This window comes from Sphingomonas jeddahensis, assembly GCF_001981525.1.
GTDB classification, from domain to species: domain Bacteria; phylum Pseudomonadota; class Alphaproteobacteria; order Sphingomonadales; family Sphingomonadaceae; genus Sphingomonas; species Sphingomonas jeddahensis.
Genome location: NZ_MPSB01000004.1, coordinates 64,018 through 87,825, shown reverse-complemented (window position 1 = coordinate 87,825; position 23,808 = coordinate 64,018). Strand labels below are relative to the sequence as shown.

Sequence of the window (23,808 nt, the reverse complement as noted above, 5' to 3'; positions counted from 1 at the left end):
TGGATGGTTGGATTCCGGATCAAGTCCGGGATGGCGAGCTTCCCCACCTGACCGAATTGCCATTTGCCCTGCGCCCCGCACACGCGCAGGGAAGGGAGCGATGGCGGGGACAGCACAGCAACACCAGCGCATTGAGGCGCAACACGCTCGCGGCCGGCTCACTGCCCGCGAGCGGCTCGACATCTTGTTCGATGAAGCAACGCTCGCCGAAATCGCCCCGATCGGTGAGGGCGTGGTCACCGCGTCCGGAGCGATCAACGGCCGACGCGCCTTCGCCTTCGCGCAGGACGTGACCGATGCAGACGGCACGATCACGCCACCACATGCCGAAAAGATCACCGCACTGATCGACCGCGCGATCGCAGCGGGCGCGCCGATCATCGGCCTGTACGATTCTCCCGGTGCGTTGCTGAACGACGGCCTCGCCACGCTGGCGGCGCAAACCACAGTCATGCAGCGACAGGCGCTGGCATCCGGTGTCGTCCCGCAGCTCGCCTTGCTGTTCGGCCACCATGCCGGAACCGCCGCATTGTCGCTGGCACTCGCCGACGTTACCTTCATTCTCGCCCCCGGCACCCTGTTTCTCGCTGGCCCAGACATCCTGCGCGGCGCCACGGGGGAGCTGGTCAGCGCCGAGTCGCTGGGCGGTGCGACCCTGCACGCGACCCGAACCGGCATCGCCGACGCCACTTTCATCAATGAGATCGAGATGCTGGTCGCCGCACGCGACCTTCTCGGGTTTCTTCCCTCCGCCGCAGGCGACGCAGCACCCCCTCGATCGACGCCCGATTCGCCGGATCGTGAAACGCCGGCGTTGGACACGCTCGTCCCGCTCGATCCCGACATGCCCTACGACATGCGCGAACTGCTCCGCGCCGTCGCCGACGAGCGCGAGTTGTTCGAGCTTCAGCCCGATCATGCCGGCAACATCATCTGCGCGCTCGTCCGCATCGACGGACGCGCGATCGGCATCGTCGCCAGTCAGCCGCTGGTGCTCGCCGGCACGATCGACGGCGCCGTGGCGCGCAAGGCGGCGCGCTTTGTCCGGTTCTGCGACAGCTTCGGCCTGCCTCTCGTCACGATTGTCGATTCGCCCGGCTTCCTGCCCGGCGTGGCAGAGGAGGCGGGGGGCATCGTTCGCCACGCCGCCACGCTGCTCGCCGCTTATGCGCAGGCCAGCGCGCCGCAGATCACGCTCGTCACGCGCCGCGCGCTTGGCGGCGCCTGGGCGGTGCTTGCCCCCAAGCCGCTCGGCACCGCCGCATGCTATGCTTGGCCCGGCGCGGAGATCGCCGCGATGGGCGGCGCCGCGGCGGCCGAGCGCCTGTTCGGCTTGAACGAACATCAAAAAAGACGTGACTATGCCGCGCGCATCGCTGATCCCCGCCATGCCGTAGCGTCGGGGCTCGTCGATGCGGTGATCCGGCCCGCCGCAACGCGGGCGACGATCGCACGCGCGCTACGCCAATCGGCGGGCAGCTGACATTATCACCCTTCTCCAAGCCGGAGCGGGACAATGAGGGAGAGAGACCGAAATGGCTGATTACGAAACGATCCTGACCGAGAAGAAGGGCGACGTTCTGGTCGTCACGCTCAACCGCCCTGAGCGGCTGAACGCGGCATCGATTCAACTCGCCGAGGATCTCACGGTCGCGCTTTATGATCTTCAGGGCGCCCGTGCGGTGCTGCTGACGGGTGCTGGCCGGGCGTTCTGCTCGGGCGCCGATCTTCAGGCGCGCGGCGGCGGCGACACGCGCATCAAGGGCGGCGACACCAGCCACCGCGCGCTGATGAACTTCTACAATCCGCTGATGAGCCAGATCATGAACCTGCCGGTGCCGGTGGTGACGGCAGTCAACGGCCCGGCGGCGGGCGTCGGCTGTTCGATGGGCCTGTCGGGCGATTTCGTCTTCGCGGGCAAGAGCGCTTATTTCCTCCAGGCGTTCGTCAATATTGGCCTCGTTCCCGATGGCGGCTCGACCTGGTTGCTCGCCAAGGCGATCGGCAAAGCGCGCGCCACGCAGATGATGATGCTGGGCGAGCGGATCTCCGCCGAACAGGCCGAGCAATGGGGCCTGATCTACAAGGCGGTCGATGATGCCGCACTGATGGACGAGGCACTGGCAATGGCCACTCGCCTTGCCGCCGGACCGACCGTCGCACTGTCGGCAATGCGCAAGAACATCCAGATCGCGCTCGACGGCACGTTCGATCAGGTGTTGCGCGCCGAGGCGGAAGGCCAGCGCCTCGCCGGCGGCTCGGAGGATTCGCGCGAGGGCGGCATGAGCTTCCTCGAGAAGCGCAAGCCGGTGTTCAAGGGCCGCTAAGGCGCCGGTGAACTCCATATCCGTGCCGGTGCGTTGACGCATCGGGACGGATATGGAGTTCAGGATGATCAAGGTTCTTGCCAGCGCCGCTGCGCTCATGATGGTCGCCGCCGGCCAGCCAGCCGCTGCCCAGACGCAGGCGGAGATGAATGCCCGCGCCGGGGCCGACCTGCGCCGCGCTGACCATGCGCTCAACGCGCAATGGAAGCAGACCTACGCCCTGATGAAGGAACGCGATGCGGAGGACGGCCGGCGCGGCGGCGGCTTGGGCTATGCTGCGGCGACGCTTGCCAGCCAGCGCGCTTGGCTGCAATTCCGCGACAAGCAATGCGTGATCGAAGGCGGCGAGGTCGCCGGTGGATCGATGCAGCCGATGGTGCGCGGGCAATGCCTTGCACGCCTGACCAGGGAACGGACCAAGCAATTGAAGGACCTGATGTGGACCCGATGACGAGTATCGATGGGACCCGCAACGATTGGACGCGAGACGAGATCGCCGCGCTGTTCGATCTGCCGTTCGATGAGTTGATGTGGCAGGCACAGGGCGTGCACCGTGCGCATCACGCCGCCGGTGAGGTGCAGCTTTGCACCTTGCTGTCGATCAAGACCGGCGGCTGCCCGGAGGATTGCGGCTATTGCTCGCAATCCACCCATGCCGAAAGTGGTGTGAAGGCCACCAAGCTGATGGACGTGCGCAGTGTGCTCCAGCGCGCCGCCGAGGCGAAAGACGCCGGCAGCCAGCGGTTCTGCATGGGCGCGGCGTGGCGCAATCCCAAGGATCGCGACATGGACGCGATCATCGCCATGATTGAAGGCGTGCGGGCGATGGGCATGGAAACGTGCATGACGCTGGGCATGCTCACCCCAGCCCAAGCACGGCGGCTCGGCGACGCTGGGCTCGATTACTATAATCACAATATCGACACCTCGCCCGAACGCTACGGCGACGTCATCACCACCCGCAGCTTCGGCGAACGGCTCGATACGCTGGAGCATGTCCGGGAGGCCGGGATCAACGTCTGCTGCGGCGGCATCGTCGGAATGGGTGAAACGCGCGCCGATCGCGTCGGCTTTGTGCACGCGCTCGCCACGCTGCCGCGCCACCCCGAAAGCGTGCCGGTCAACGCTCTTGTGCCGGTGAAGGGCACGGTTCTGGGCGACATGCTCGCCGACACGCCGATGGCGAAGATCGACGATATCGAGTTCATCCGCACCGTTGCGGTGGCGCGCATTACTATGCCGCTCAGCATGGTGCGCCTGTCGGCTGGGCGCGAATCGATGAGCGACGCGACTCAGGCCCTGTGTTTCATGGCGGGTGCCAATTCGATCTTCACCGGCGACAAGCTGCTCACCGCGGGTAACCGCGGCGACAGCGCCGACGCGGCGCTGTTCGGCAAGTTGGGGCTGAAGCCGATGGAAGCGGCAGAGCCGATGCGGATGGCGGCCGCTTAAGTCCCTCCCGCTTGCGGGAGGGGTAAGGGGTGGGCGTATCTTCAAACGAAGACCATCGCGAGCGGACAGGCCCACCCCCGGCCCCCTCCCGCAAGCGGGAGGGGAGGTGACGTGTTCCGCAAAATCCTGATCGCTAACCGCGGCGAGATTGCATGCCGGGTGATCCGTACCGCGCGGCGCATGGGCATCGCCACCGTTGCCGTCTATTCCGACGCAGATGTGCGCGCGCCGCATGTCGCCATGGCTGACGAGGCGGTGCGGATCGGCCCTGCGCCGGCGGCGGAAAGCTACCTCGACGCCGACGCGATAATTGCCGCCGCCCGCGCGACTGGCGCGGAGGCGATCCATCCCGGCTATGGCTTCCTTTCCGAACGCGCAAGCTTCGCCGAAGCGTGCGCCGCCGCCGGTATCGCCTTCATCGGCCCACCGCCGGCGGCCATCGCTGCGATGGGCGACAAGATCGAATCGAAGAAAATCGCCCGAGCCGCGGGCGTCAATGTCGTCCCCGGTCATCTCGGCGCGATCGAGCACACCGAAGACGCGCTACGAATTGCGCGCGAGATCGGCTTTCCCGTGATGATGAAGGCGGCGGCCGGCGGCGGCGGCAAGGGCATGCGGCTCGCCTGGAACGAGGGCGACGTGCGCGAAGGCTTTGACGCCACCCGCCGCGAAGGCCAGGCGAGCTTTGGCGACGACCGCGTCTTCATCGAGAAGTTTATCGAAAGCCCGCGCCACATCGAGATCCAGCTGCTCGGCGACCAGCACGGCAACATCGTGTACCTCGGCGAACGCGAATGTTCGATCCAGCGACGTCACCAGAAGGTGGTGGAGGAAGCGCCGTCACCATTCGTCACCCCCGACATGCGCCGTGCCATGGGCGAGCAGGCGGTCGCGCTCGCCCGCTCCGTCGGGTATCACAGCGCCGGCACGATGGAGCTGATCGTCTCGGGCGCCGATCCGACGGGCGAAAGCTTCTACTTCCTTGAAATGAACACGCGGCTTCAGGTCGAGCACCCCGTTACGGAAATGGTGACCGGGCTCGACTTGGTCGAGCAGATGATCCGTGTCGCCGCCGGCGAGCGGCTTGGGTTCACGCAGGCCGAAGTCCGGCTCGATGGCTGGGCGGTCGAGACTCGCGTCTATGCCGAAGACCCTTACCGCGGCTTCCTGCCGAGTACGGGGAGGCTGGTGCGCTATCGTCCGCCATCCACCTCCCGCTTGCGCGAGGGGGTAGGGGTGGGCGTGTCCGCAAGCGAGCACGCCGCTGAGGCAGGCCCTCCCCCGACCCCTCCCGCAAGCGGGAGGGGAGAAATTCGCGTCGATGATGGCGTTGCCGAGGGCGGCGAGGTCAGCCGCTTTTACGACCCGATGATCGCCAAGCTCATCACCTGGGCGCCCAGCCGCATCGTCGCGATTGACGCGCAGATCGACGCGCTCGACGCGTTCGAGATCGAAGGTCCAGCCACCAACATCGACTTCCTCTCCGCGCTGATGCAGCACCCGCGCTTCCGCATCGGTGACTTGTCCACCGGCTTTATTGCCGAGGAATATCCAAGCGGCTTCCACGGCGCCCCCGCTTCGGACGCGTTCCTGTGCGGGCTGGCGGCGCTTGCCGCATGCGTCACCGCCACGCAATCACGAGGGGCAGCGCCGACCGCCTGGTCGGTCAGCATCGGAACGCGGGACTTTGCAGTCGAGATGGCGAAGAGTATCTGCGTCGATGGCACGCCGGTCACGATCGGTCACGATTACGTCCCCGGCGCCACCCTGATCCGCGCCACAATCGACGGCGCACCCGTTGCCGTACAGGTCGCGCGCACGCGGCTCGGCGTCGTGCTGCGCACCCGTGGCACGCGCCATGAGGCGCGGGTGCTCCCGGCGCGCATCGCGGCTTACGCCCGTCACCTCACGGAACCCGGCTCCGCCGCGGAAGCGAGGCACATTCGCGCGCCCATGCCCGGCCTGCTCGTGCGCCTTGACGTGCGCGCCGGCGACGCGGTGACGGCTGGCCAGTCGCTCGCCGTAATTGAGGCGATGAAGATGGAGAATGTTGTCCGCGCCGAGGAGGACGGAACGATCGCTGCCGTCCGCGTCACCGCGGGCGAGAGCGTCACCGTTGATCAAATCCTGCTCGAGCTGGAATGATCGTTCCTGAACAAAGCCCCCCACTGCGACATCTCGCGACACTAAAATGCTGGACCCTCGCATCGCCTCCGGCCATTTCGCCCCCATGACGCGCATGCGGGCATCGCTCCTCCTCGTCGCCGCACTAGGCGGCTGTACCGTCGGGCCGGACTATCGCCCACGCACCACCGCCGAGCTCGGGGTGCCTGACGCCTTTTCCGTCACGGCCGGCCCCAAGCGCGACGATCTGACGCGCTGGTGGCGCAGCTTCGACGATCCGGTGCTCGGCGACCTGGTCGAGCAGGCCGCCACCGCCAATCTCGACGTGGCGCAGGCCACCGCTCGCCTCCGCCAGGCGCGCGAGGCGCTGTTGCAGAGCCGCGCCAGCCTGCTGCCCACGCTCAACGGCTCGGGCGGGTTCAGCCGATCCGAAACGCTGCGCGGCGGACAGACGCTGATCACCCTGCCCGATGGCACCACGCAGAGCATTGGCGGCGGCGGCGGCTCCAACTTCTCGCTCGGCCTCGATGCGCAATATCAGCTCGGCCTGTTCGGCGAAGTGCGCCGCACGGTGGAGGCGAGCCGCGCGCAATATGAGGCGTCCGGCTTCGACCAGGCGACGGTGCTGCTCTCGGTGCAGGCGGAGGTCGCGCGCAACTACGTCCTCGCGCGGCTCTACCAGCTCCAACTCGTCAATGCGCGCGACAGCCTTGCGCTGCAGGACGACAATCTCGAGATCGCCGGCTTCCGCGTCCAGGCGGGGCTCGTTTCCAGCCTCGATCAGGAACAGGCGCGGGCGCAGCGCGCCCAGACCGCCGCATCGGTGCCGCAGATCGAGCAGCAATATAACGCCGCCGTGTCGCGCCTCGGCGTCCTCACCGCGCAAGCGCCTGGCGCGCTAAAGCCGCTGCTCGCTGCGACCAAGCCGATCCCGCGCGGGCCGCAGACACAAGGCATCGGTATCCCTGCCGACGTGCTGCGCCAGCGCCCCGACGTGCGCGCCGCCGAGCGCAGCCTTGCCGCCGCCACCGCGCAGATCGGCGTCGCCAAGGCGGCGCTCTATCCGGCGCTGGCGATCAGCGGCAATATCGATACCCGCGCCGGCAATCTCGGCGGCCTGCTCGACACGGTCACCGGCGGGCTGTTCGCCGGGCTGACCCAAGCGATCTTCAACGGCGGCCGCCTCAACAGCCAGGTGCGCAGCGCTGAGGCCGCCACGGACGCCGCGCTCGCCACGTACAAGCAGGCCGTGCTCACCGCGCTTGAGGAGATCGAGAATGCCGTCGTCGCGCTCAACACCGCCGAGGTACGCGAGCGTGAGTTCGGTGTCGCACTGGAGGCGGCGAACAACAGCGCGATCCTCAGCCGCAGCCAATACCGCACCGGCCTCACCGATTTCACCACCTTGAGCCAGCAGGAGGCATCGCTGCTTTCCGCACGCAACAGCGCGGCGCAGGCGCGTGCCGACCACGCCACCGCTCTCGTCCAGCTCTACACCGCGCTTGGCGGCGGCTGGGATTCCACCACTACCCCTCAGGCCCCCGATCAGGATGGAAACCGCTGATGGCGACCCCAGACACCGACGAATTTCTGGGCGTGAAGGCGCAGCCCGCGTGGCGGCGCTGGGTCAAATGGGTCGCGATCGGCGTCGGCGTGCTGCTGCTGATCCTGCTCGGCCTGCGGCTGTTCGGATCGAAGGAGGCGGCGGGCTTCGCCACCGCGCCGGTGCGGCGCGGCGATCTCACCGTTACCGTCTCTGCCACCGGCAAGCTCGCGCCGACCAATCAAGTGACGGTCGGCTCGCAGCTGTCGGGCCTCGTCACCCGCGTGGTGGTTGACGTCAACGATCGCGTCACGGCGGGGCAGGCGCTGGCGCTGATCGATCCCGAACAGATCGATGACCAGATCCGCGCCGGCCAGGCGCAGCTCGCCGCCAATGTCGCCAGCGTCAACCAGGCGCGCGCCACCGTGTCCGAGGCGCAGGCGCAACTCGCCCGGTTGGAGGAAGTGTACCGCCTGTCGAACGGCCGCGTGCCGTCGAAGACCGAGCTTCAGACGGGCCGGGCCAATGCGCAGCGCGCGGTGGCCGCGCTGCGCGTCGCGGAGGCGAACGTCCAGGCCGCGCGCGCCAATCTGTCGCAGAACCAGACGCAGCGGCAGCGCGCAATCATCGTCTCGCCGGTCAACGGCGTGGTGCTGGCGCGCCAGGTCGATCCCGGTCAGACGGTCGCCGCATCGTTCAACACGCCGACGCTGTTCGTCATTGCCGAGGACCTCAGCAAGATGAAGCTTGAGGTGGCGATCGACGAGGCGGACGTCGGATCGGTCAAGGAAGGGCAGAAGGCCGACTTTACCGTCGACGCCTTCCCCGGCCGCACCTTCCCGGCGACGATCACCCGCGTCGATCTCGGCTCGAACCTCACCGCCAGCACGGCAAGCTCTTCGTCCAGCAGCACGACCGGCGCGACCAGCACCACCGGCCAGGTGGTGTCCTATGCCGCCGACCTGACCGTCGCTAACCCGACGATGGAGCTGCGCCCCGGCATGACCGCGACCGCCGATATTGTCACCAGCGACAAGAAGAATGTGCTGCTCGTCCCGAACGCCGCGTTCCGCTTCAAGCCGGCGCCCGCCGCTGGTGCCGGCGAGAGCGGCGGCATCGCCGGCTCGCTCACCTTCCGCCCCCGCCGCGGCGACCGCCCCGAACGCACGGCGACGCTGGGCCGCGGTGCGCAGCAGACGCTGTACATCAAGGGCGCGGACGGCCAGCCGCAGGCGGTGCAGGTCACCACCGGCGACACCAACGGCAGCGTCACCGAAGTGCTCTCAGGCGGCCTCAAGCCGGGCATGGAAGTGATCACCGGCCAGCTGTCGGGCGAAGAAGGCGCGGCGGCCAAGAGCGGCCAGCGCCGCCAGCGGCAGGGTGGTGCAGGTGGTGCGTAAGCTATGCCTCTCCACCCGTCACCCCGGACTTGATCCGGGGTCCCGCTGCCTTGCGCAACGGCGGAGAAGAAGCGGGACCCCGGATCAAGTCCGGGGTGACGAGAAAGGAGGGTTCAGTGCCTGATCCCCTCATTTCTCTCCGCAACATCACCAAGGTGTTCGGCACCGGCCCCACCGCATTCCAGGCGCTAAAGGGCGTCGATCTCGACATCGCCGCGGGCGATTTCATCGCCGTCATGGGCCCCTCGGGCTCGGGCAAATCGACCACGATGAACATCCTCGGCTGCCTCGACGTGCCGACCGGCGGCACCTTCCTGTTCCGCGGCCACCATGTCGAAACGCTCGACCGCGACCAGCGCGCGCTGCTGCGCCGCAAGTATCTCGGCTTCGTCTTTCAGGGCTTCAACCTGCTCAGCCGCACCAGCGCGCTCGAGAATGTCGAGCTGCCGCTGCTCTACCGCGGCGACGATCGCAAGGCGCGCCGCGATGCCGGCATGGCTGCGCTCGACAAGGTCGGCCTCGCGAACTGGTGGGACCATACGCCAGCCGAGCTGTCCGGCGGCCAGCAGCAGCGCGTCGCCATCGCCCGCGCCATCGTCACCCGCCCCGACGTGCTGCTCGCCGACGAGCCGACCGGCAATCTCGATTCGGAACGCTCGGTCGAGATCATGGAATTGCTCAGCGGCCTGAACCGCGAGGGGATCACTGTGCTGATGGTCACGCACGAACCCGATATGGCGGCCTTCGCGCGCACCGTGGTCCACTTCAAAGACGGGCTGGTGGAGCGCATCAACGCCAACCATCACGAACGGGAGGCGGTATCGGTATGATCGACTCCTTCACCCCATACACTCGTCACCCCGGACTTGATCCGGGGTCCCGCTGCCTTGTCACCGTCCGCGAAGAAGCGGGACCCCGGATCAAGTCCGGGGTGACGGTGGCAAGCGGCCGGTGCGCGAGGAAGTAACATGTTCGGCACCGTCTTCGTCCTCGCGATCCGCTCGATCCGCCGCCACCTGCTGCGCTCCTTCCTCACCATCCTCGGCATCGTCATCGGCGTCGCTGCGGTGGTGGCGATGGTGACGCTCGGCAAGGCGACCACCAGCGCGGTGCAGCAGCAAATCTCGGCGCTCGGCACCAACGTGCTCCAGATCCGCCCCGGCCAGGGCTTCGGCCGCGGTGGCGGCGGCCCGCGCCCGCCAGATTTCGATCCGGAGGATGTCACCGCGATCGAACAGCAGGTCGCCGGCGTCACCGCGGTTGCCCCACAGGCGTCGACCACCGCCACCGCGATCTACGAAGGCGCGAACTGGTCGACCACCGTACAAGGCACGACCAACGGCATCTTCACCGTTCAGCCTTGGCCGCTCGCGCAGGGCCGCATCTGGACGCCAGCGGAGGAACAGGCCGGCAAGTCGGTGTGCATCATTGGCAATACCGTGCGGCAGAACCTGTTCCGCGGCGGCGAGGCGGTGGGCCATCGCATGCGCATTGGCAACATCAGCTGCGACGTGATTGGCGTGCTCTCGACGCGCGGCCAGGCCGGCTTCGGCGGCGATCAGGACGATACGGTGGTGATGCCGATCAAGGCCGTCCAGCGCCGCTTCACCGGCAGCCGGGACATCCGGCTGATGATGGTTGGCGTCGACCAAGCCTATTCCACTACCGTCGTCCAGGCGGCGATCAGCGACCTACTGCGCGAACGCCGCAACATCGCCGGCGGCAAGCAGGACGATTTCAACATCTTCGACACAAAGCAGATCAGCGACACGCTGACGGGCACCACGACCCTGCTCACCCGCATCGTCGCGGCGGTGGCGGCGATCAGCCTGGTCGTCGGCGGGATCGGGATCATGAACATCATGCTGGTGTCAGTGACGGAGCGCACGCGAGAGATCGGCATCCGCCTCGCGATCGGCGCGGTTGCCAACGAAGTGCTGATGCAATTCCTCGTCGAGGCGGTGGTGCTGTCGATGCTCGGCGGCCTCGTCGGCCTTGCCCTGGCGCAACTGGTGATCCTTGCCGCCACGCCGCTGATGCAGGTGCCGTGGACGTTCGATCCGACAATCAACATGGTCGCCTTCGCCATCTCCGCGATCATCGGCGTGGTGTTCGGCTTCTTCCCCGCGCGGCGCGCGGCGGCGCTCAACCCGATCGACGCGCTTCGTCACGAATAAGTGAGCTCGAATAAGGGCGCGTGCGTGAGGGGATTGGCCGCTGCCCCGCCATCCCCTTACATTGCTTCGCATGAGCATGCGCTTCGACAATGTGCCCAACCGCCGCGCGATCATCGATCGTCGTGCGATTGCCGATTCTTTGACGGCGCTGGAGGGCAATGATCCCGCCCTGCTTCGCCGCGCCGCTACCGCGATGCTCAAAGAGGCGCTGGACGCGGGCCGCGCCGAGATCGCGCGCCGCCTCGCGGAACGTCCGTCGCGCGGACTGGAGGCGGCGAACGCACAGGCATTCCTTGTGGATCAATTGCTCAAATTGCTGTTCGATCTGGTCACCGATCGGCTCTATCCACTCAGCAATCCCACCGCCGCCGAACGTCTGACGCTGGTCGCGGTCGGTGGCTATGGCCGAGGCGAAATGGCGCCCTTCTCGGATGTGGACATCGGCTTTCTCACGCCTTGGAAGCAGACCCCATGGGCCGAGCAAGTGATCGAATCCATGCTCTACGGTCTGTGGGATATGGGGCTGAAGGTCGGCCACTCCTCTCGCTCGCTGGACGAGATGGTGCGCCAGGCGAAAAGCGACGTGACGATCCGCACTGCGTTGCTCGAAGGCCGCTTCGTCTGGGGTGACGAGGCCTTGTACGATGAAGCAATGGCGCGTTTCAGGGCGGAAGTGACGAGCGGCACCGAGCGCCAGTTCATCGCCGACAAGCTCGCCGAACGCAACGGGCGCCACGTAAAGATGGGGGACACGCGCTACGTCGTCGAACCCAACGTCAAGGAAGGGAAGGGGGGCCTACGCGATCTCCACGCGCTCTTCTGGATCGGCAAATATGTCTATGACGTCGATCGCGCGGCGCAACTGGTCGATGTCGGCCTCTATACTCCAGACGAATATCGTCTCTTCCACCGCGCCGACAATTTTCTCTGGGCGGTGCGCTGCCACCTCCACCTCGCGGCCGGCCGCGCCGAGGATCGCCTCACCTTCGACATGCAGCGCGAGATCGCCGAGCGGATGCGCTACGCCGACCGGCCCGGCAAAGCCGCGGTCGAGCGGTTCATGCAATATTATTTCCTGCAAGCGAAGACCGTCGGCGCGCTGACTGGCGTGTTCCTGGCGCATATTGATGATCAGTTCGCCGGCCGCGGTCGCCGCTTTGGCTTGCCGCAACTTCGCCGAAAGCCACGCAAGCTAAACGGCTTTCTGCTCGATCGTGGCCGTTTGGCGCTACCGAACGATGCGTTTTTCGCCGAGGATCCGGTACGATTGCTGGAAATCTTCGCATTGGCGGATCTTCACGGCGTCGAAATACATCCCCTCGCGATGCGCGCCGCCACCCGTGACGCCAAGCTCGCCGACACCATCCGCCGCGATCCGCGCGCGAACGCGCTGTTCCTCGATGTGCTAACAAGCCCACGCGATCCCGAGCTGGTGCTGCGCTGGATGAACGAAACCGGCGTCTTCGGCCGCTTCGTGCCCGATTTCGGCCGCGTCGTCGCGCAGATGCAATTCGACATGTACCACCATTACACCGTCGATGAGCACACAATCCGCGCCATCGGCCTGCTCGCCCGCATCGAACGCGGGGAACTCGCCGCCGAGCATCCTCTTGCCACCGAAATTTCCTCGCAGATCGTCTCGCGCCGGGTGCTCTATGTCGCGGTGCTGCTGCACGATATTGCCAAGGGCCGCGAGGGCGATCATTCGATCCTCGGCGCCGCGGTTGCGGAGCGGCTGTGCCCGCGCTTCGGCCTGACGCGAGCGGAAACGGAGACGGTGGCGTGGCTGGTGCGCTACCACCTCATCATGTCGGCCACCGCGTTCAAGCGGGATCTGTCGGACTTCAAGACAATCCTTGATTTTACCGCGATCGTGCAATCGGCCGAGCGCCTGCGCTTGCTGCTGATCCTGACCATTGTGGACATCCGCGCGGTCGGGCCGGGCACCTGGAACGGCTGGAAGCGCCAGCTGCTCGGTGACCTCTATGAGGCGGGCGAGGAAGTTCTTCGGCTCGGCCACAAGCAGCGCGGACGTGGCGAGCGGATCACGGCCAAGCAGGAGGGCCTCGCTGCGGCGCTGGACTGGGACGAGGGGAAGCTCGCCGCTTTCGTGCGCCGCTTGCCCGAAGCCTATTGGATCGCCGAGCCCGAAGACGTGCTTGTCCACAATGCGCGGTTCGTGGCGGGCGTCGGCGATGCGCAACTGGCGATCGACGCGCAGGTCTATATTCAACGCGGCGCGACGCTGGTGACCGTCTATGCCGCGGATCACCCCGGCATCTTCTACCGTATCGCTGGCGCGATCCATGTCGCCGGCGGCAACATCATCGATGCGCGGATCCACACCACGCGCGACGGCATGGCGCTCGACAATTTCCTCGTCCAGGATCCGGTAGGGCGCCCCTTTGACGAGGCGGAGCAACTCGCCCGGCTGCGCACCGCGATCGAGGATGCACTGGCAAACCGCGGCAGATTGATCGAGCGCCTCAAGGCCAAGCCGCTGCCGCGCACCCGCGCCGATGCGTTCCGGATCGAACCCAATGTGCTGATCGACAACAAGGCTTCGAACCGCTTTACCGTGGTGGAGGTGAATGCGCGCGACCGGCCGGCGCTGCTCAACCAGCTCGCCCATGCGCTGTTTCAGTCCAAGGTGACGATCCATTCGGCGCATGTCGCCACCTATGGCGAGCGCGCGGTGGATACTTTCTACCTCACCGATCTGACCGGGGACAAGATCGCGACGGGCACGCGACTGAAGGCGCTGGAAAAGCGGCTGCTGGATGCCGCCGCGGGGCGGGCGGTGGAGCTGGCGGCCTAGCGCCACCCGTTATGCCGGGCTTGTCCGGTCATTCACCTTGCCGCACATTCCTATCGTGTTGAGGACGCGGAGGACTGGATGCCGGGACTAGCCCGGCATGACGAAAGGAGAGGGAAATGCCGGTACTCGGAATGGGCGGGCTGTTCTTCCGGGCGCGTGATCCCGACGCGCTCAGTACGTGGTATCGCGACCATCTCGGCGTCGGTGCCGGCTGCAACGCTGCCGGCGCGGGCGAGCCGAACGAATGGTTCTGGCAGGTAACCGGCGGTCCAATGGTGTTCGCCCCGTTCAAGGCGACCACCGACTATTTCCCTGCCGACAAGGCGTTCATGATCAACCTGCGTGTCAGCGATCTCACGGGTTTGATCGAGACGTTGGCCAAGGCCGGCGTTGCGGTCGAGACACGCAAGGAGTGGGATTCGCCCGAGACGGGCCGCTTCGCGCGCATCCACGATCCCGAGGGCAACGCGATCGAATTGTGGGAGCCGCCACTCCCATAACAACGTCACCCCGGCCTTGAGCCGGGATCCCGCTAACCTTCTGCCTCGGCGAGAGGAAGCAGGACCCAGGATCAAGTCCGGGGTGACTGTCATGAGCGGGTGAACGACCCGCTCCTGGATCAGAACCGCTTGCGCAGCGTCACGCCGTAGGTGCGCGGCTCGCCGAGGAACGACGAGAAGATCTGGTTCGCCGGCGTGGTGCCGAGCCGGACCGTCTGCGCCAGGCTGCCTGCGCCCTGGAACGGCGCGTTGAAGGCGACCTGCTGATATTCTTGGTTGAACAGGTTCTGCGCCCAGGCCTCGATCGACCAGTTCTGGTCAGGCCCGCGCACACCGACGCGCGCGTTCATCAGGAAAAAGCCATCCTGCTCCTTCTCGTAGAACAAGTCGGAACCGGTGTTGTAGTCGCTGGTCATGCGGCCATCGACGTAGAACAGCCCGGTCAGGCCCGAGCTGCCGATGTCCGGTGTCCAGCTGACCGAGGCCGTCACCACATTGCGCGGTGCGTTCGACATCTGGCTGCCGGCGAGCAGGAACAGCGCCGGATCGAGCGCTTCGCCGGACGCCGAGCCCACCAGGTTGCGGCGGAACTTGGTGTCGGCCAGCGTATAGCCGAGGTTCACCGCGAAGTTGGGCGCCGGGTACAGGCCCAGCTCCACCTCGACACCCTGGCTGCGCACGCCCGGCTTCACGTCAGCCGAGCAAGCGCCCGTCGTCGCCGAGCCGTCCTGATCGGCGCCGTTCAGGCTTTCCGAGCACGATCCGATGTTCTGCACGACATAATTGGTGCCGTTGAACGTGTTGAGCTGGAAGTTCTCGAAGTCCGAACGGAACACCGTCACGTTGGCGGTGAACTGCCGGGTCGAATATTTCACGCCCGCCTCGTAGCTGTTCACCTTCTCCGGGTCGAAGCGCAGGTTGGTGACGTTTGCGTTGCTGCGCGGGAACAGCGCCGAGCCGAGATCCGACCGATCGAGGTTGTAGCCGCCCGCCTTGTAGCCGCGCGAGTAGCTGGCATAGACCATCACGTCGCGCGTCGGCTTCCACGAGATAACGCCAGTGCCGGTGAACTGGCTCTCGTCGAAATTGTCCTGCAGATCGAGTCCGTTGAGCGCCACGGACGAGTTGCCCGTGCAGCCCAGCGTGATGATGCCGCCAGCCAAAGCGGCAAGCTGCGGGTTCGCGAGCAGCCCGCCGAGACCGCCCTGCGCCGTGCCCGCCTGGAGCGCCGGGCAGACCGTGTTGGTGTTGTTGAAATCGGCGTGGAAATTCTTCGCCTCGTGCGTCCAGCGCAGGCCGGCAGTGATCGACAGCGTGTCGGTCAGCTTGAAGATATTGTGTGTGAAGAACGCATAATTCTCGCTGTCCTGGTAATAGCGCGCATTCTGGTCGCCCAGGTTGTTGAGCGTCGACAGCCGGCGAAGGTTGCCGATGATCAGCGGAGCGGCGGCGCCAGTGATCCCGGTCACCGCGGCCGTTCCGACCGCGCTAAGGCAACCCGGTGCCGATGGGTCACGATAAGCAGAGGCGGGAACGCCCGGAACTACAGCGGGTAGGCCCGACAAAACTCGGCAGGCAGCGAAGGCGCCATATTGCGAGCCGAACTGGAGGTTGTCGCCGACCACCAGGTCTTCGTTCGAATAATAGCCGCCGACGAGCCAGTCGAGCTTGTCGTCGAACAGCGAGCCCTGCAGCCGCACTTCCTGCGTAAAGGTATGGAACTGGCGGAAGGCGCGGCCGTCGTCGGCGCGATAGCCGATGTCGACATTGCCATAGTCGATGTCCGCCGCATTGCCCGACTTGTATTCGCGATAGGCGGTGATCGAGGTTAGCGAGGTGTTGCCGAAGTTATAGTCGATCTGCATCGACCCGCCATAATCCTTGGTCACGTTCGAATAAGCGCGACCGGGGGAGTTGGCGATCTGACGGTTGTACGGATCGCCAGCGCTGGGCAGCACGCCGCCTAGGCTGCGCAGGATGTCGACGATGCGGTTGCCGTTCGGATTGACGGTAAAGTCGCCCGGCGCGCCCGGCGTGGGATCCAGCTTCTCGCGCGTGTCGATATAGACCGCGCCGCAGCACTTCTCGTCGCGCCAGGTATAATCGCCCAGCAGGCGGACGGTCAGGTCGCTGGTTGGCTCGAACAGCAACTGGCCGCGCACGAACCAGCGGTTGCGATCGTTATAGTCGGTGTCGTTGATGACATCGTCGTAGAAGCCGTCGCGCTTGTTGAACACGCCGTCGAGGCGGAACGACAGCAGATCCTTGACGATCGGGCCCGTCACCGCGCCGGCGATACGGATATTATCGTAATTGCCGTAGGTGCCCTCGACATAGCCGCCAAAGTCCTGCGACGGCGCCTTGGTATAGATGTTGATCGCGCCGGCCGAGGCGTTGCGCCCCGACAGCGTGCCCTGCGGGCCGCGCAGCACTTCGATCCGGTCAACCTCGCCGATGTCGTTGAGGCCCGATCCGGTGCGGCTGCGATAGACGCCGTCGATGAACACCGCGACCGAGCTTTCCAGGCCGGGGTTGTCGCCGACCGTGCCGATCCCGCGCACGCGCGCGGTGGCGTTCGCCTCGCTGCCCGTGGAGGAAACCTGGAGCGACGGGGCGAGCTGCGCAACGCCGCGGATGTCGTTGGCACCCGAATTCTGCAGTGCGGCCTGGCTGACCGCCGAAACCGCAATCGGCACGTCGGCCAAGCGCTCCGCACGGCGGGTTGCGGTGATCACGATGTCACCCGCACCAAGTTGATTGGCGCCAAGATCTGTGTCGCTGACAGGCGCGTCCTGCGGCTGCTCGACGGAGCCGGCGGCGACTGGGTCGGCGCTCGGCTGTTCCTGCGCCATTGCCGGCAGTGCGGCGAAAATCGCAGCGGTAGATAGAAGCGAGGCGACGCGGCGCATGGGCTCTCCTGAAAACTCTTTTTGAAGTTTGGGTTTGGTCCGCGGGCTTTAATGTACCTGCGGCCACCACGTATATCTAATTGCGGTGCAGCAGCGTTTTCGAATGTCGCTGTCGCGAAATTGCCACGTCAGGTCCGAACCGGCCCTGTCATATGTGTCAGTTGACGCTACGGCAACGCACGAAAAAGCCGCGCTCCTACGGGAACGCGGCTTCTGTGCCACCAAGCCGGCAAAAGAATTTTACTTCGGCGCGAGGACCATCAGCATCTGGCGACCTTCCATGCGCGGGTAGGCCTCCACCTTCGCAACCTCGGCAACCTGCTCCGCCACGCGCTGGAGCACGTTCATGCCAAGCTGGCCGTGGCTGAGCTCGCGCCCGCGGAAGCGCATGGTGACCTTCACCTTGTCGCCTTCACCGATGAATTCCGCCACCTTCTTCATCTTGGTGTCGTAATCGTGGTCATCGATGTTCGGACGCATCTTGATCTCCTTGATCTCCTGCGTCTTCTGGCTCTTGCGGGCGAGGTTCGCCTTTTTCTGCGCCTCGTACTTATACTTGCCCACGTCCAGGAACTTGGCGACCGGCGGATCGGCGTTTGGCGACACCTCCACCAGGTCAAGCCCGACTTCCTTTGCCTGTGCGATTGCCTCGCGAGTGTACATCACGCCGAGATTCTCGCCCTCGTGATCGATCACGCGGACCTTCTGGCTCTGGATCCATTCGTTGAATCGCGGGCCGTTCATCGGCGGCGCCTGCATCGGCCGGCGCATCATAGGCGGACGTATGGTCAATTCTCCTGTTACTTCAAACGACCACCATATAGTGCATGAGGACGCGGATCGAAAGACGGCAAACGGCCACTTCGAACGAAGTGGCCGCGCGTGTCATTCGTGTCGCAATAATCGTCTGGATCAGGCCAGCATTTGCCGGCGCCCACGCTGGACGTGGGCGGTATGACCCACCCTGGCGGCGGCATTGCGCGTGCGTACCGATCCGACAAACAGCCAATCATTGCTGACGCGATCGGGCGTGACGGTGAGCGCCATATAGCCGCGCCGGCTGGTGTCGCACCATTTCAGCTCGGGGCTGGCTGAGACCAGCGCGCGCGCGACCGTTTCCGGATCCACGGCGAGCGCGGTTTCGAAACCGGAGGATGTCACGGCATGCCCTGCGAACTCCACGCCCACGGCCGCGCCCTTGCCGCCATCTTGCGCCAGGTCGAACGCCCAGGCGTTGTGGCTGTCACCGCACAGGACGATGAGGTTGGCTTCCGCCGCTTGCGCCGAAGCGAGGAACCGCGCGCGGGCCGCGGGATAGCCGCCCCAATTGTCGAGGTCCGACGGCAGCCCCGCCTTGCCCGCTGCAACCGCCCCCTGGATGTACGGTGCCGCCCCCGGCCGTGCTTGTGAAATCCAGCCCGCTGTTTCCGGCGGCACGCGCATCGTCCCCATGATCGTGCCGAAGCCGACGATCTGCCAGCGCGCACCCTGCTTCACCGATCGGCCGAGTCCATGGTGCAGCCAGGCCTCCTGCTGCGTGCCGAGCATCGTGCGGGCGGGATCATTCCACGCGCCATCGCGATATTGCGCCAGCGCACGCATCGGATCGGCGGCGCGAAGCATCTCGCCCAGCTCGGGTGATTGCGAACGGCCCGATAGTCGCGTGTCGGTGCGGAACAAGGTCGCCAGCGTGCCGATCTCATAAGCCTTCCACGGCTCGTCGGAGACTGGCATCCATTCGCGCCATGCCTGGATCGCGGCGGCCTTGCGATCGCTCCATGCGCCTTCAGTGGCTGGATCGTGGTTCTGCGCGCCGCCTTCCCAGCTGTTGTTCGCGCTTTCGTGATCGTCCCACGAAGCGATCACCGGCAGCCGCGCGTGCAGTGCCTGGAGATCGGGATCGGCGCGGTAGCTGGCGTACCGCAGGCGATAATCGGCGAGGTGGATGATCTCGCCCTTGGGCAGCGGCAGGCGATTGGCGACGAGCTGCTCGGCGCCCGGATACGTGTTGTTGGCATATTCGTAGAAGTAGTCGCCAAGGTGCAGCCCGAGGTCGAGATCGTCGCGCGCGGCGGCATGGGCATAAGCGTTGAAGAAGCCGAAGCCGATGTTCGAACAGGAGAAGATCGCCGCCTTGAAGCTGGCGGCGCGATCGTCGGGCAGCGTCTTGGTGCGGCCGACCGGCGAGCGCGTGCCGTCGGGCGCGACGAAGCGATAGTGATAGATGCGGCCCGGGTGGAGCCCCGTGACGGTGACCTTCGCGGTCCAGTCGCGCCACGGGCCGGTGACGGTCTCCCCACCGGCGGCAACACGGGTGAATTCGGGCGTTTCGCTTAGTTCCAGCCTCAGCCGCACGTGATCGCCGCTGGCCGGCACGTAGCGCGTCCACAGCAGCATCTCGTCCAGACCCGGCTCCCCGCTCGCCACCGAATGGGTGAAGCCGCGCGCGGCAAGCACGGTCTGCGCGCTGGCCAATCCCGGAATGGCAAGCGCGCCTGCACCGAACATGCCGGTCGCCAGAAGCGAGCGGCGGCTGACGTCGATCATTGAAAACCTCCCAGAGCGAAACGGCTCACCCTCATTCCCTGCGCCGCCAAGGTGACAGATCGGTGTCGGAAGACTAGGCGCGCGTCGATGTCGTGTCGCCAGCTACCCTCGTCTCGATGCCGAATGCCTCGATGAGCGCACCAGCGCGGTTCGGCTGGCACGCCGACAGCTATGATCATTCGCTCGCCTCGGTGCGCTATCGGCTGCTGATGCCGCTCGCCGCCTTGCAGGCGCAGGGCGTGCCAATCGAGCGCTTCGATCCCGCGCGTGAGCCGGCGAGCTACGATGCGGTGATCTTCTCCAAGTCGCATTCGGCCGGCGCGCTGGCGGCGGCGCGGGCGCTCCGCGCGGCGGGCAGGGCGGTGGTGTTCGACCTGTGCGACAATCTCTACGCCGCCCATGCCGTGCGCCACGTCAGTGACGCACGGCTCGCCCGTTTCCAGGCCATGCTGGAAAGCGCGACTCACCTCACCTTTTCAACTGCGATGCTTGCCGAGCAGATCGCCACCGATGGCAACAAGCCGCGCCGGGTAATTCCCGATGCGCTCGATATGCCCGGTGCGTCGGCTTCAGCAACGTCGCGGGCAGGTGCGCGTCAACTCGCCAGGGTGGATCGGTTCCTCGGCAAGTATCCCGATGCGCTGCATACCATCTGGTTCGGCAAGAGCCTCGGCAGCGTCTCCGGCTTCGCGCACCTCCACGCCGCAGCGGCCCGGCTCGCCGCGCAGCCGTTCCCGATCACCCTGACGGTGGTCAGCAACGCGCGGCTGCGCTGGTGGCTTGGCCGCTGGCGCTGGCGCCTGCCGGTGCATTACGTCGGCTGGCGACAGGAGACGGCGGCAGCGGTGCTGACGCGGCACCGCGTGGCGGTGATCCCCGTCGCGGCGAACGATTACACCGTCGGCAAGACGATCAACCGCCCCGCGACGGCGATCCTGAGCGGCCTGGGCGTCGTTGCCGACGCGATCCCCTCCTATGAGGAACTGCGTCCCTTCGTCGCGCTCGACGATTGGGACGGCGGGCTGGCGCGGTATCGGCACGATTGGGATACCGAACAGGTACGGCTGGCGGCAGGGCGGGCGTTCCTGGCGGAGCGCTACAGCGCCGAGGCGGTAGCGCGCCAATGGAGCGACTTGCTCGACACCGTCGCGTTATCCCGGGCTTAAGCCGTTCCCCGGCGAAGGCCGGGGCCCAGGCGGGAAGGCGGAAGAGGCTGGCGAAGCGCGCTTGCCGCATCGTCTCCCAACTGGACTCCGGCCTTTCGCCGGAGCCGATTCAAGCCGGCAGGATCAGCTAGGCCGCCCGCGCCCGTTTTGCCGCCAACTGCGTGGCGTAATAAGCCATCAAATCGACCGTATGCTCGCGATCGGTGCGCACCTGCCCGGCCGCGACCACGGCGGCGCGGCGCAACATGGCCGGCTCGCGCGCCTGCATTCGCGCGATCGCGTCGGCGCAGGCATGGGGGTCACGTGCGGTGTAAAGCTCGGCGCAATGCCGGTCCGCCACTTCGGCGCAGCCGCCAGTGTCGGGCACGATCAGCGGCAGGCCCGACGCCATTGCCTCCGATGCGACCAGCCCGAACGGCTCCGCCTCCGATCCGTGGATCAGCGCGTCACAGCTTGCCATGATCCGCGCCAGCCGCTCGCGATCATAGACCGGACGGAACAGACGAATGTGAGGGGATCCGGCAATGCGCTTCTCCATTCGCTCGGTATCGACACCCTGGCCGAGCAGGATCAGCCCCACCGGCAGCCGCGCACCGGCACGCTCGACGGCATCGATCACCATCGGCCAGCGCTTTTCCGGATGATGCCTTCCCAGGCCGAGCAGCAGCAGGCCATGCTCCGGCAAACCGCATTGCGACAGCAGCGCCCGCCGCAGTCGCTCGTCCCGATACGACGGCGAGAAATGGCTCCGCTCGATGCCCAGCGGCATGGCGGCATCGATCCGCAGCCCGCGCGCGCGCAGCCGCTTTTCCAACGCCGGCCCATTGGTGACCACGCAATCGTACAGGTCGAGGAAGCGCGCCATATAGCGTGTGTACCAGCCGAAGGCGCGTTCGATCCGCCGGTGGCTCGCCACGCCCTCGAACCAGCGCTGCGCATAGGCGGCCATATTGTCATTGTGCATGAAGAAGGATTTGAGCGCGCGTCCCTCCCATTGCCCGACGAACCACGCGGGCCGCCACGGCGAGGAACATTCCACAACGTCCGGATCATAATGGTCGAGCAGCCGCGTGACCGCCTCGCGATCCCAGAACAGGCCGTAATTGGCGTCGAACGGCAATTTGGGGGAGCGGATGTAGTGGATCGCGCCGCCGCCGGGCCGTTCCTCGACCCGGTCCTCGGTACCGGCGGCGAGCACGATCAATTCGTGCCCCAGATCATTCATGATGCCGATCTTGCGATCGATATACGTCCTTACGCCGCCGCCGGTCGGCGAGTAGAATTCATTGACGTCGACGACGCGCATCTCATTTCCCGGCTGGTCCGAAGCTGGGAATGATGCCGCGCAAATATTGCGCGCGGATGGCAATGCGCCGAACCCCGCGCGGCACGGTGACGACCGCCTGCGCCAGCTGCGGTTTGGCGCGGCCGAGCTTCTCGTTTGAGGGCAGGCCCGCGCCATCGGTCCAGACGTTGAACTTGTTTTTGCCGTCGCGATCGTGGGTGAAGAACAGCGCATAGCGGCCCGGATCGGGCGCCTTGATGCACAGGGTGACGGATCCGCGCGCCGGCATGGCGGCGCGCACGCGGCGGAAGAATTTGCCCTCTGCGATCAGATCGCGATCGTCCTTGAGGAAATCTTCCTCCGTCGCGGGGTACAGCTCCAGCTTGAGGCTGCCGGTGCGATCCTTGAGGCCGGTGACCGCCACTTCGATCGCCGGCCCGTTGCGTTTGATGCACGCCGCCGCATCGCTGCCGAGCACGGCCGCCCCGGCGCTCGCCGGAAGCAGCACCGCGGTTGCGGCTGTGGCTGTGGCTGCGATCAGGCGCGCCACAGCTTCAGCCCCTTGAAGCCCGCCGCCGAGGCGAAAACAATCATCAGCAGCACGTGGACCGCCAGCGTCAGCGCGGAAACGAACGCGATCATCTCGCTCAACGCCTGATCCTGCCCGATCAGCAGGATGGCGAAGCTGGCGAACAGCAGATCCTTGTTCGGCACCAGCGGCAGGCGCGAGACGAGCAGCCGCGCCGCAGACAGGAACAGCCACATCCACAAGGGCACGTCGGGCATCGCGAAATGCCACGCCATGCCGAGCAGGATCGAGCTGACCGCGATGCGCGCGCAATGGATCGAGAAGATCCACCACAATTCGCGCCGCGGCAGCGAGAAGACGCGCGCCGAGAACAGGATCAGTGCCAGGCTGATGGCCAGCGTGATCCCCGCCGATCCCGCCACTGCGTTGAGTACCGCCGGCGACATCAGCTGATAGCCCACCGGCAGCGCCAGCGCGCACAACAGCATCGTCGCGGTATTGCCGGCGATCGCCGACAGCAAGGACACGTCCTTTACCGCCCCGAACGGCGCCGCCACCAGCTTTGCCCGTGCGCGCGCCCAGGCATAGAAATAGGCCTCGCCCGAATAGCCGAGCACTACGTCGTTGGCGATCCGCTTCTTGTGCAGCGCGACGAACCCTGCCCAGGGAATGGCCCACAACCGGCGGAAGATGATGAAATCGCCGGTCGGCGCGGTCATGTAGAGCAGGAAAAAGACAAGATAGAACCACGGCGAATCGGGCGTCGCGCGGCTCAGCCCGGCCAGGCCTGCGTCCAGCAATTCGCGCCCCAGCATCACCACCATGGCAAGGCTGAGCAGCCCGCCTAGGATGGAGGGCCAGCGCCGGCGGATCGTTTCGGTGGGCTGCAGCGCGGCAATATCCGGCAGGTCGGCGTCGATGACGCCGCCGGGCACGCTGGTGGCTTTCGCGGTCAAGACCTCGGCTTCCTTCATACGCGACCCGCTTGGCTGCCGGCGGGCCGTTCGGCCGAATGCCCGTGGATTGTGGTT

18 protein-coding genes are annotated in these 23,808 nt (G+C 66.2%); 12 read left to right on the top strand and 6 right to left on the bottom strand.

From position 1 onward, the window contains the following. Positions 1–100: 100 nt before the first annotated feature. The 11 genes from SPHI_RS06200 to SPHI_RS06150 all read left to right on the top strand — a co-directional run bounded on the left by SPHI_RS06200 (position 101) and on the right by SPHI_RS06150 (position 14,341). Entirely contained in the window at positions 101–1,483 is a 1,383-nt protein-coding gene (locus SPHI_RS06200; protein ID WP_076744035.1) for an acyl-CoA carboxylase subunit beta, read from the top strand. Between the two features lie 52 nt (positions 1,484–1,535). Then, entirely contained in the window at positions 1,536–2,327 is a 792-nt protein-coding gene (locus tag SPHI_RS06195) for an enoyl-CoA hydratase-related protein (RefSeq protein ID WP_076744034.1), read from the top strand. 64 nt (positions 2,328–2,391) lie between these two features. Then, a complete protein-coding gene (locus tag SPHI_RS06190; protein WP_076744033.1) occupies positions 2,392–2,778 on the top strand; it encodes a lysozyme inhibitor LprI family protein in 387 nt (128 codons plus the stop codon). Beyond that, entirely contained in the window at positions 2,775–3,779 is a 1,005-nt protein-coding gene (bioB, locus tag SPHI_RS06185) for a biotin synthase BioB (RefSeq protein ID WP_076744032.1), read from the top strand. Before SPHI_RS06190 ends, bioB begins: the two co-directional genes overlap by 4 nt. Before the next feature lie 111 nt (positions 3,780–3,890). Continuing rightward, positions 3,891–5,924 carry an ATP-binding protein gene (locus SPHI_RS06180; protein WP_076744031.1) on the top strand — a complete coding sequence of 678 codons (2,034 nt, stop codon included), beginning with the start codon at positions 3,891–3,893 and terminating at the stop codon, positions 5,922–5,924. 85 nt (positions 5,925–6,009) lie between these two features. Further along, on the top strand, positions 6,010–7,467 hold the full coding sequence (locus SPHI_RS06175; RefSeq protein ID WP_076744162.1) for an efflux transporter outer membrane subunit: 1,458 nt from the start codon (positions 6,010–6,012) through the stop codon (positions 7,465–7,467). Beyond that, complete coding sequence (locus SPHI_RS06170; RefSeq protein ID WP_076744030.1) at positions 7,467–8,846, top strand: efflux RND transporter periplasmic adaptor subunit; 1,380 nt, start codon at positions 7,467–7,469, stop codon at positions 8,844–8,846. Before SPHI_RS06175 ends, SPHI_RS06170 begins: the two co-directional genes overlap by 1 nt. 116 nt (positions 8,847–8,962) lie before the next feature. Further along, complete coding sequence (locus tag SPHI_RS06165; RefSeq protein ID WP_076744029.1) at positions 8,963–9,676, top strand: ABC transporter ATP-binding protein; 714 nt, start codon at positions 8,963–8,965, stop codon at positions 9,674–9,676. 138 nt (positions 9,677–9,814) lie between these two features. Then, complete coding sequence (locus SPHI_RS06160; protein WP_076744028.1) at positions 9,815–11,023, top strand: ABC transporter permease; 1,209 nt, start codon at positions 9,815–9,817, stop codon at positions 11,021–11,023. Between the two features lie 70 nt (positions 11,024–11,093). Next, positions 11,094–13,841, top strand: a complete 2,748-nt coding sequence (locus SPHI_RS06155) for a [protein-PII] uridylyltransferase (RefSeq protein ID WP_076744027.1) — start codon at positions 11,094–11,096, stop codon at positions 13,839–13,841. 116 nt (positions 13,842–13,957) lie between these two features. Beyond that, positions 13,958–14,341 carry a VOC family protein gene (locus SPHI_RS06150; protein ID WP_076744026.1) on the top strand — a complete coding sequence of 128 codons (384 nt, stop codon included), beginning with the start codon at positions 13,958–13,960 and terminating at the stop codon, positions 14,339–14,341. Positions 14,342–14,460: 119 nt separating this feature from the next. Here SPHI_RS06150 and SPHI_RS06145 read toward each other — a convergent pair whose 3' ends face one another. From SPHI_RS06145 to SPHI_RS06135, 3 genes are all read right to left on the bottom strand, one after another. Then, positions 14,461–17,250 (bottom strand): TonB-dependent receptor, encoded by a 2,790-nt coding sequence (locus SPHI_RS06145; protein WP_076744025.1) that lies wholly within the window; start codon positions 17,248–17,250, stop codon positions 14,461–14,463. A 240-nt stretch (positions 17,251–17,490) separates the two neighbouring features. After that, entirely contained in the window at positions 17,491–18,024 is a 534-nt protein-coding gene (infC, locus tag SPHI_RS06140) for a translation initiation factor IF-3 (protein WP_076744024.1), read from the bottom strand. A gap of 138 nt (positions 18,025–18,162) precedes the next feature. After that, entirely contained in the window at positions 18,163–19,797 is a 1,635-nt protein-coding gene (locus tag SPHI_RS06135; RefSeq protein ID WP_076744023.1) for an alkaline phosphatase D family protein, read from the bottom strand. Between the two features lie 131 nt (positions 19,798–19,928). Between SPHI_RS06135 and SPHI_RS06130 the strand changes: the two genes are divergently transcribed. Continuing rightward, the gene (locus SPHI_RS06130; protein ID WP_158049631.1) at positions 19,929–20,963 is read left to right on the top strand and encodes a hypothetical protein; all 1,035 of its coding nucleotides are present in this window, start codon (positions 19,929–19,931) and stop codon (positions 20,961–20,963) included. Positions 20,964–21,090: 127 nt separating this feature from the next. Here the strand turns inward: SPHI_RS06130 and SPHI_RS06125 are convergent, their stop codons facing one another. From SPHI_RS06125 to SPHI_RS06115, 3 genes are read right to left on the bottom strand one after another with little or no spacing between them, the layout of a single operon-like run. After that, on the bottom strand, positions 21,091–22,269 hold the full coding sequence (locus SPHI_RS06125; protein WP_076744021.1) for a glycosyltransferase: 1,179 nt from the start codon (positions 22,267–22,269) through the stop codon (positions 21,091–21,093). Position 22,270: 1 nt separating this feature from the next. After that, positions 22,271–22,798: a DUF2141 domain-containing protein gene (locus tag SPHI_RS06120; protein WP_076744020.1), complete on the bottom strand. Its 528-nt coding sequence runs from the start codon at positions 22,796–22,798 to the stop codon at positions 22,271–22,273. Continuing rightward, the gene (locus SPHI_RS06115) at positions 22,786–23,733 is read right to left on the bottom strand and encodes a hypothetical protein (RefSeq protein WP_076744161.1); all 948 of its coding nucleotides are present in this window, start codon (positions 23,731–23,733) and stop codon (positions 22,786–22,788) included. Before SPHI_RS06115 ends, SPHI_RS06120 begins: the two co-directional genes overlap by 13 nt. Positions 23,734–23,808: the final 75 nt, after the last annotated feature.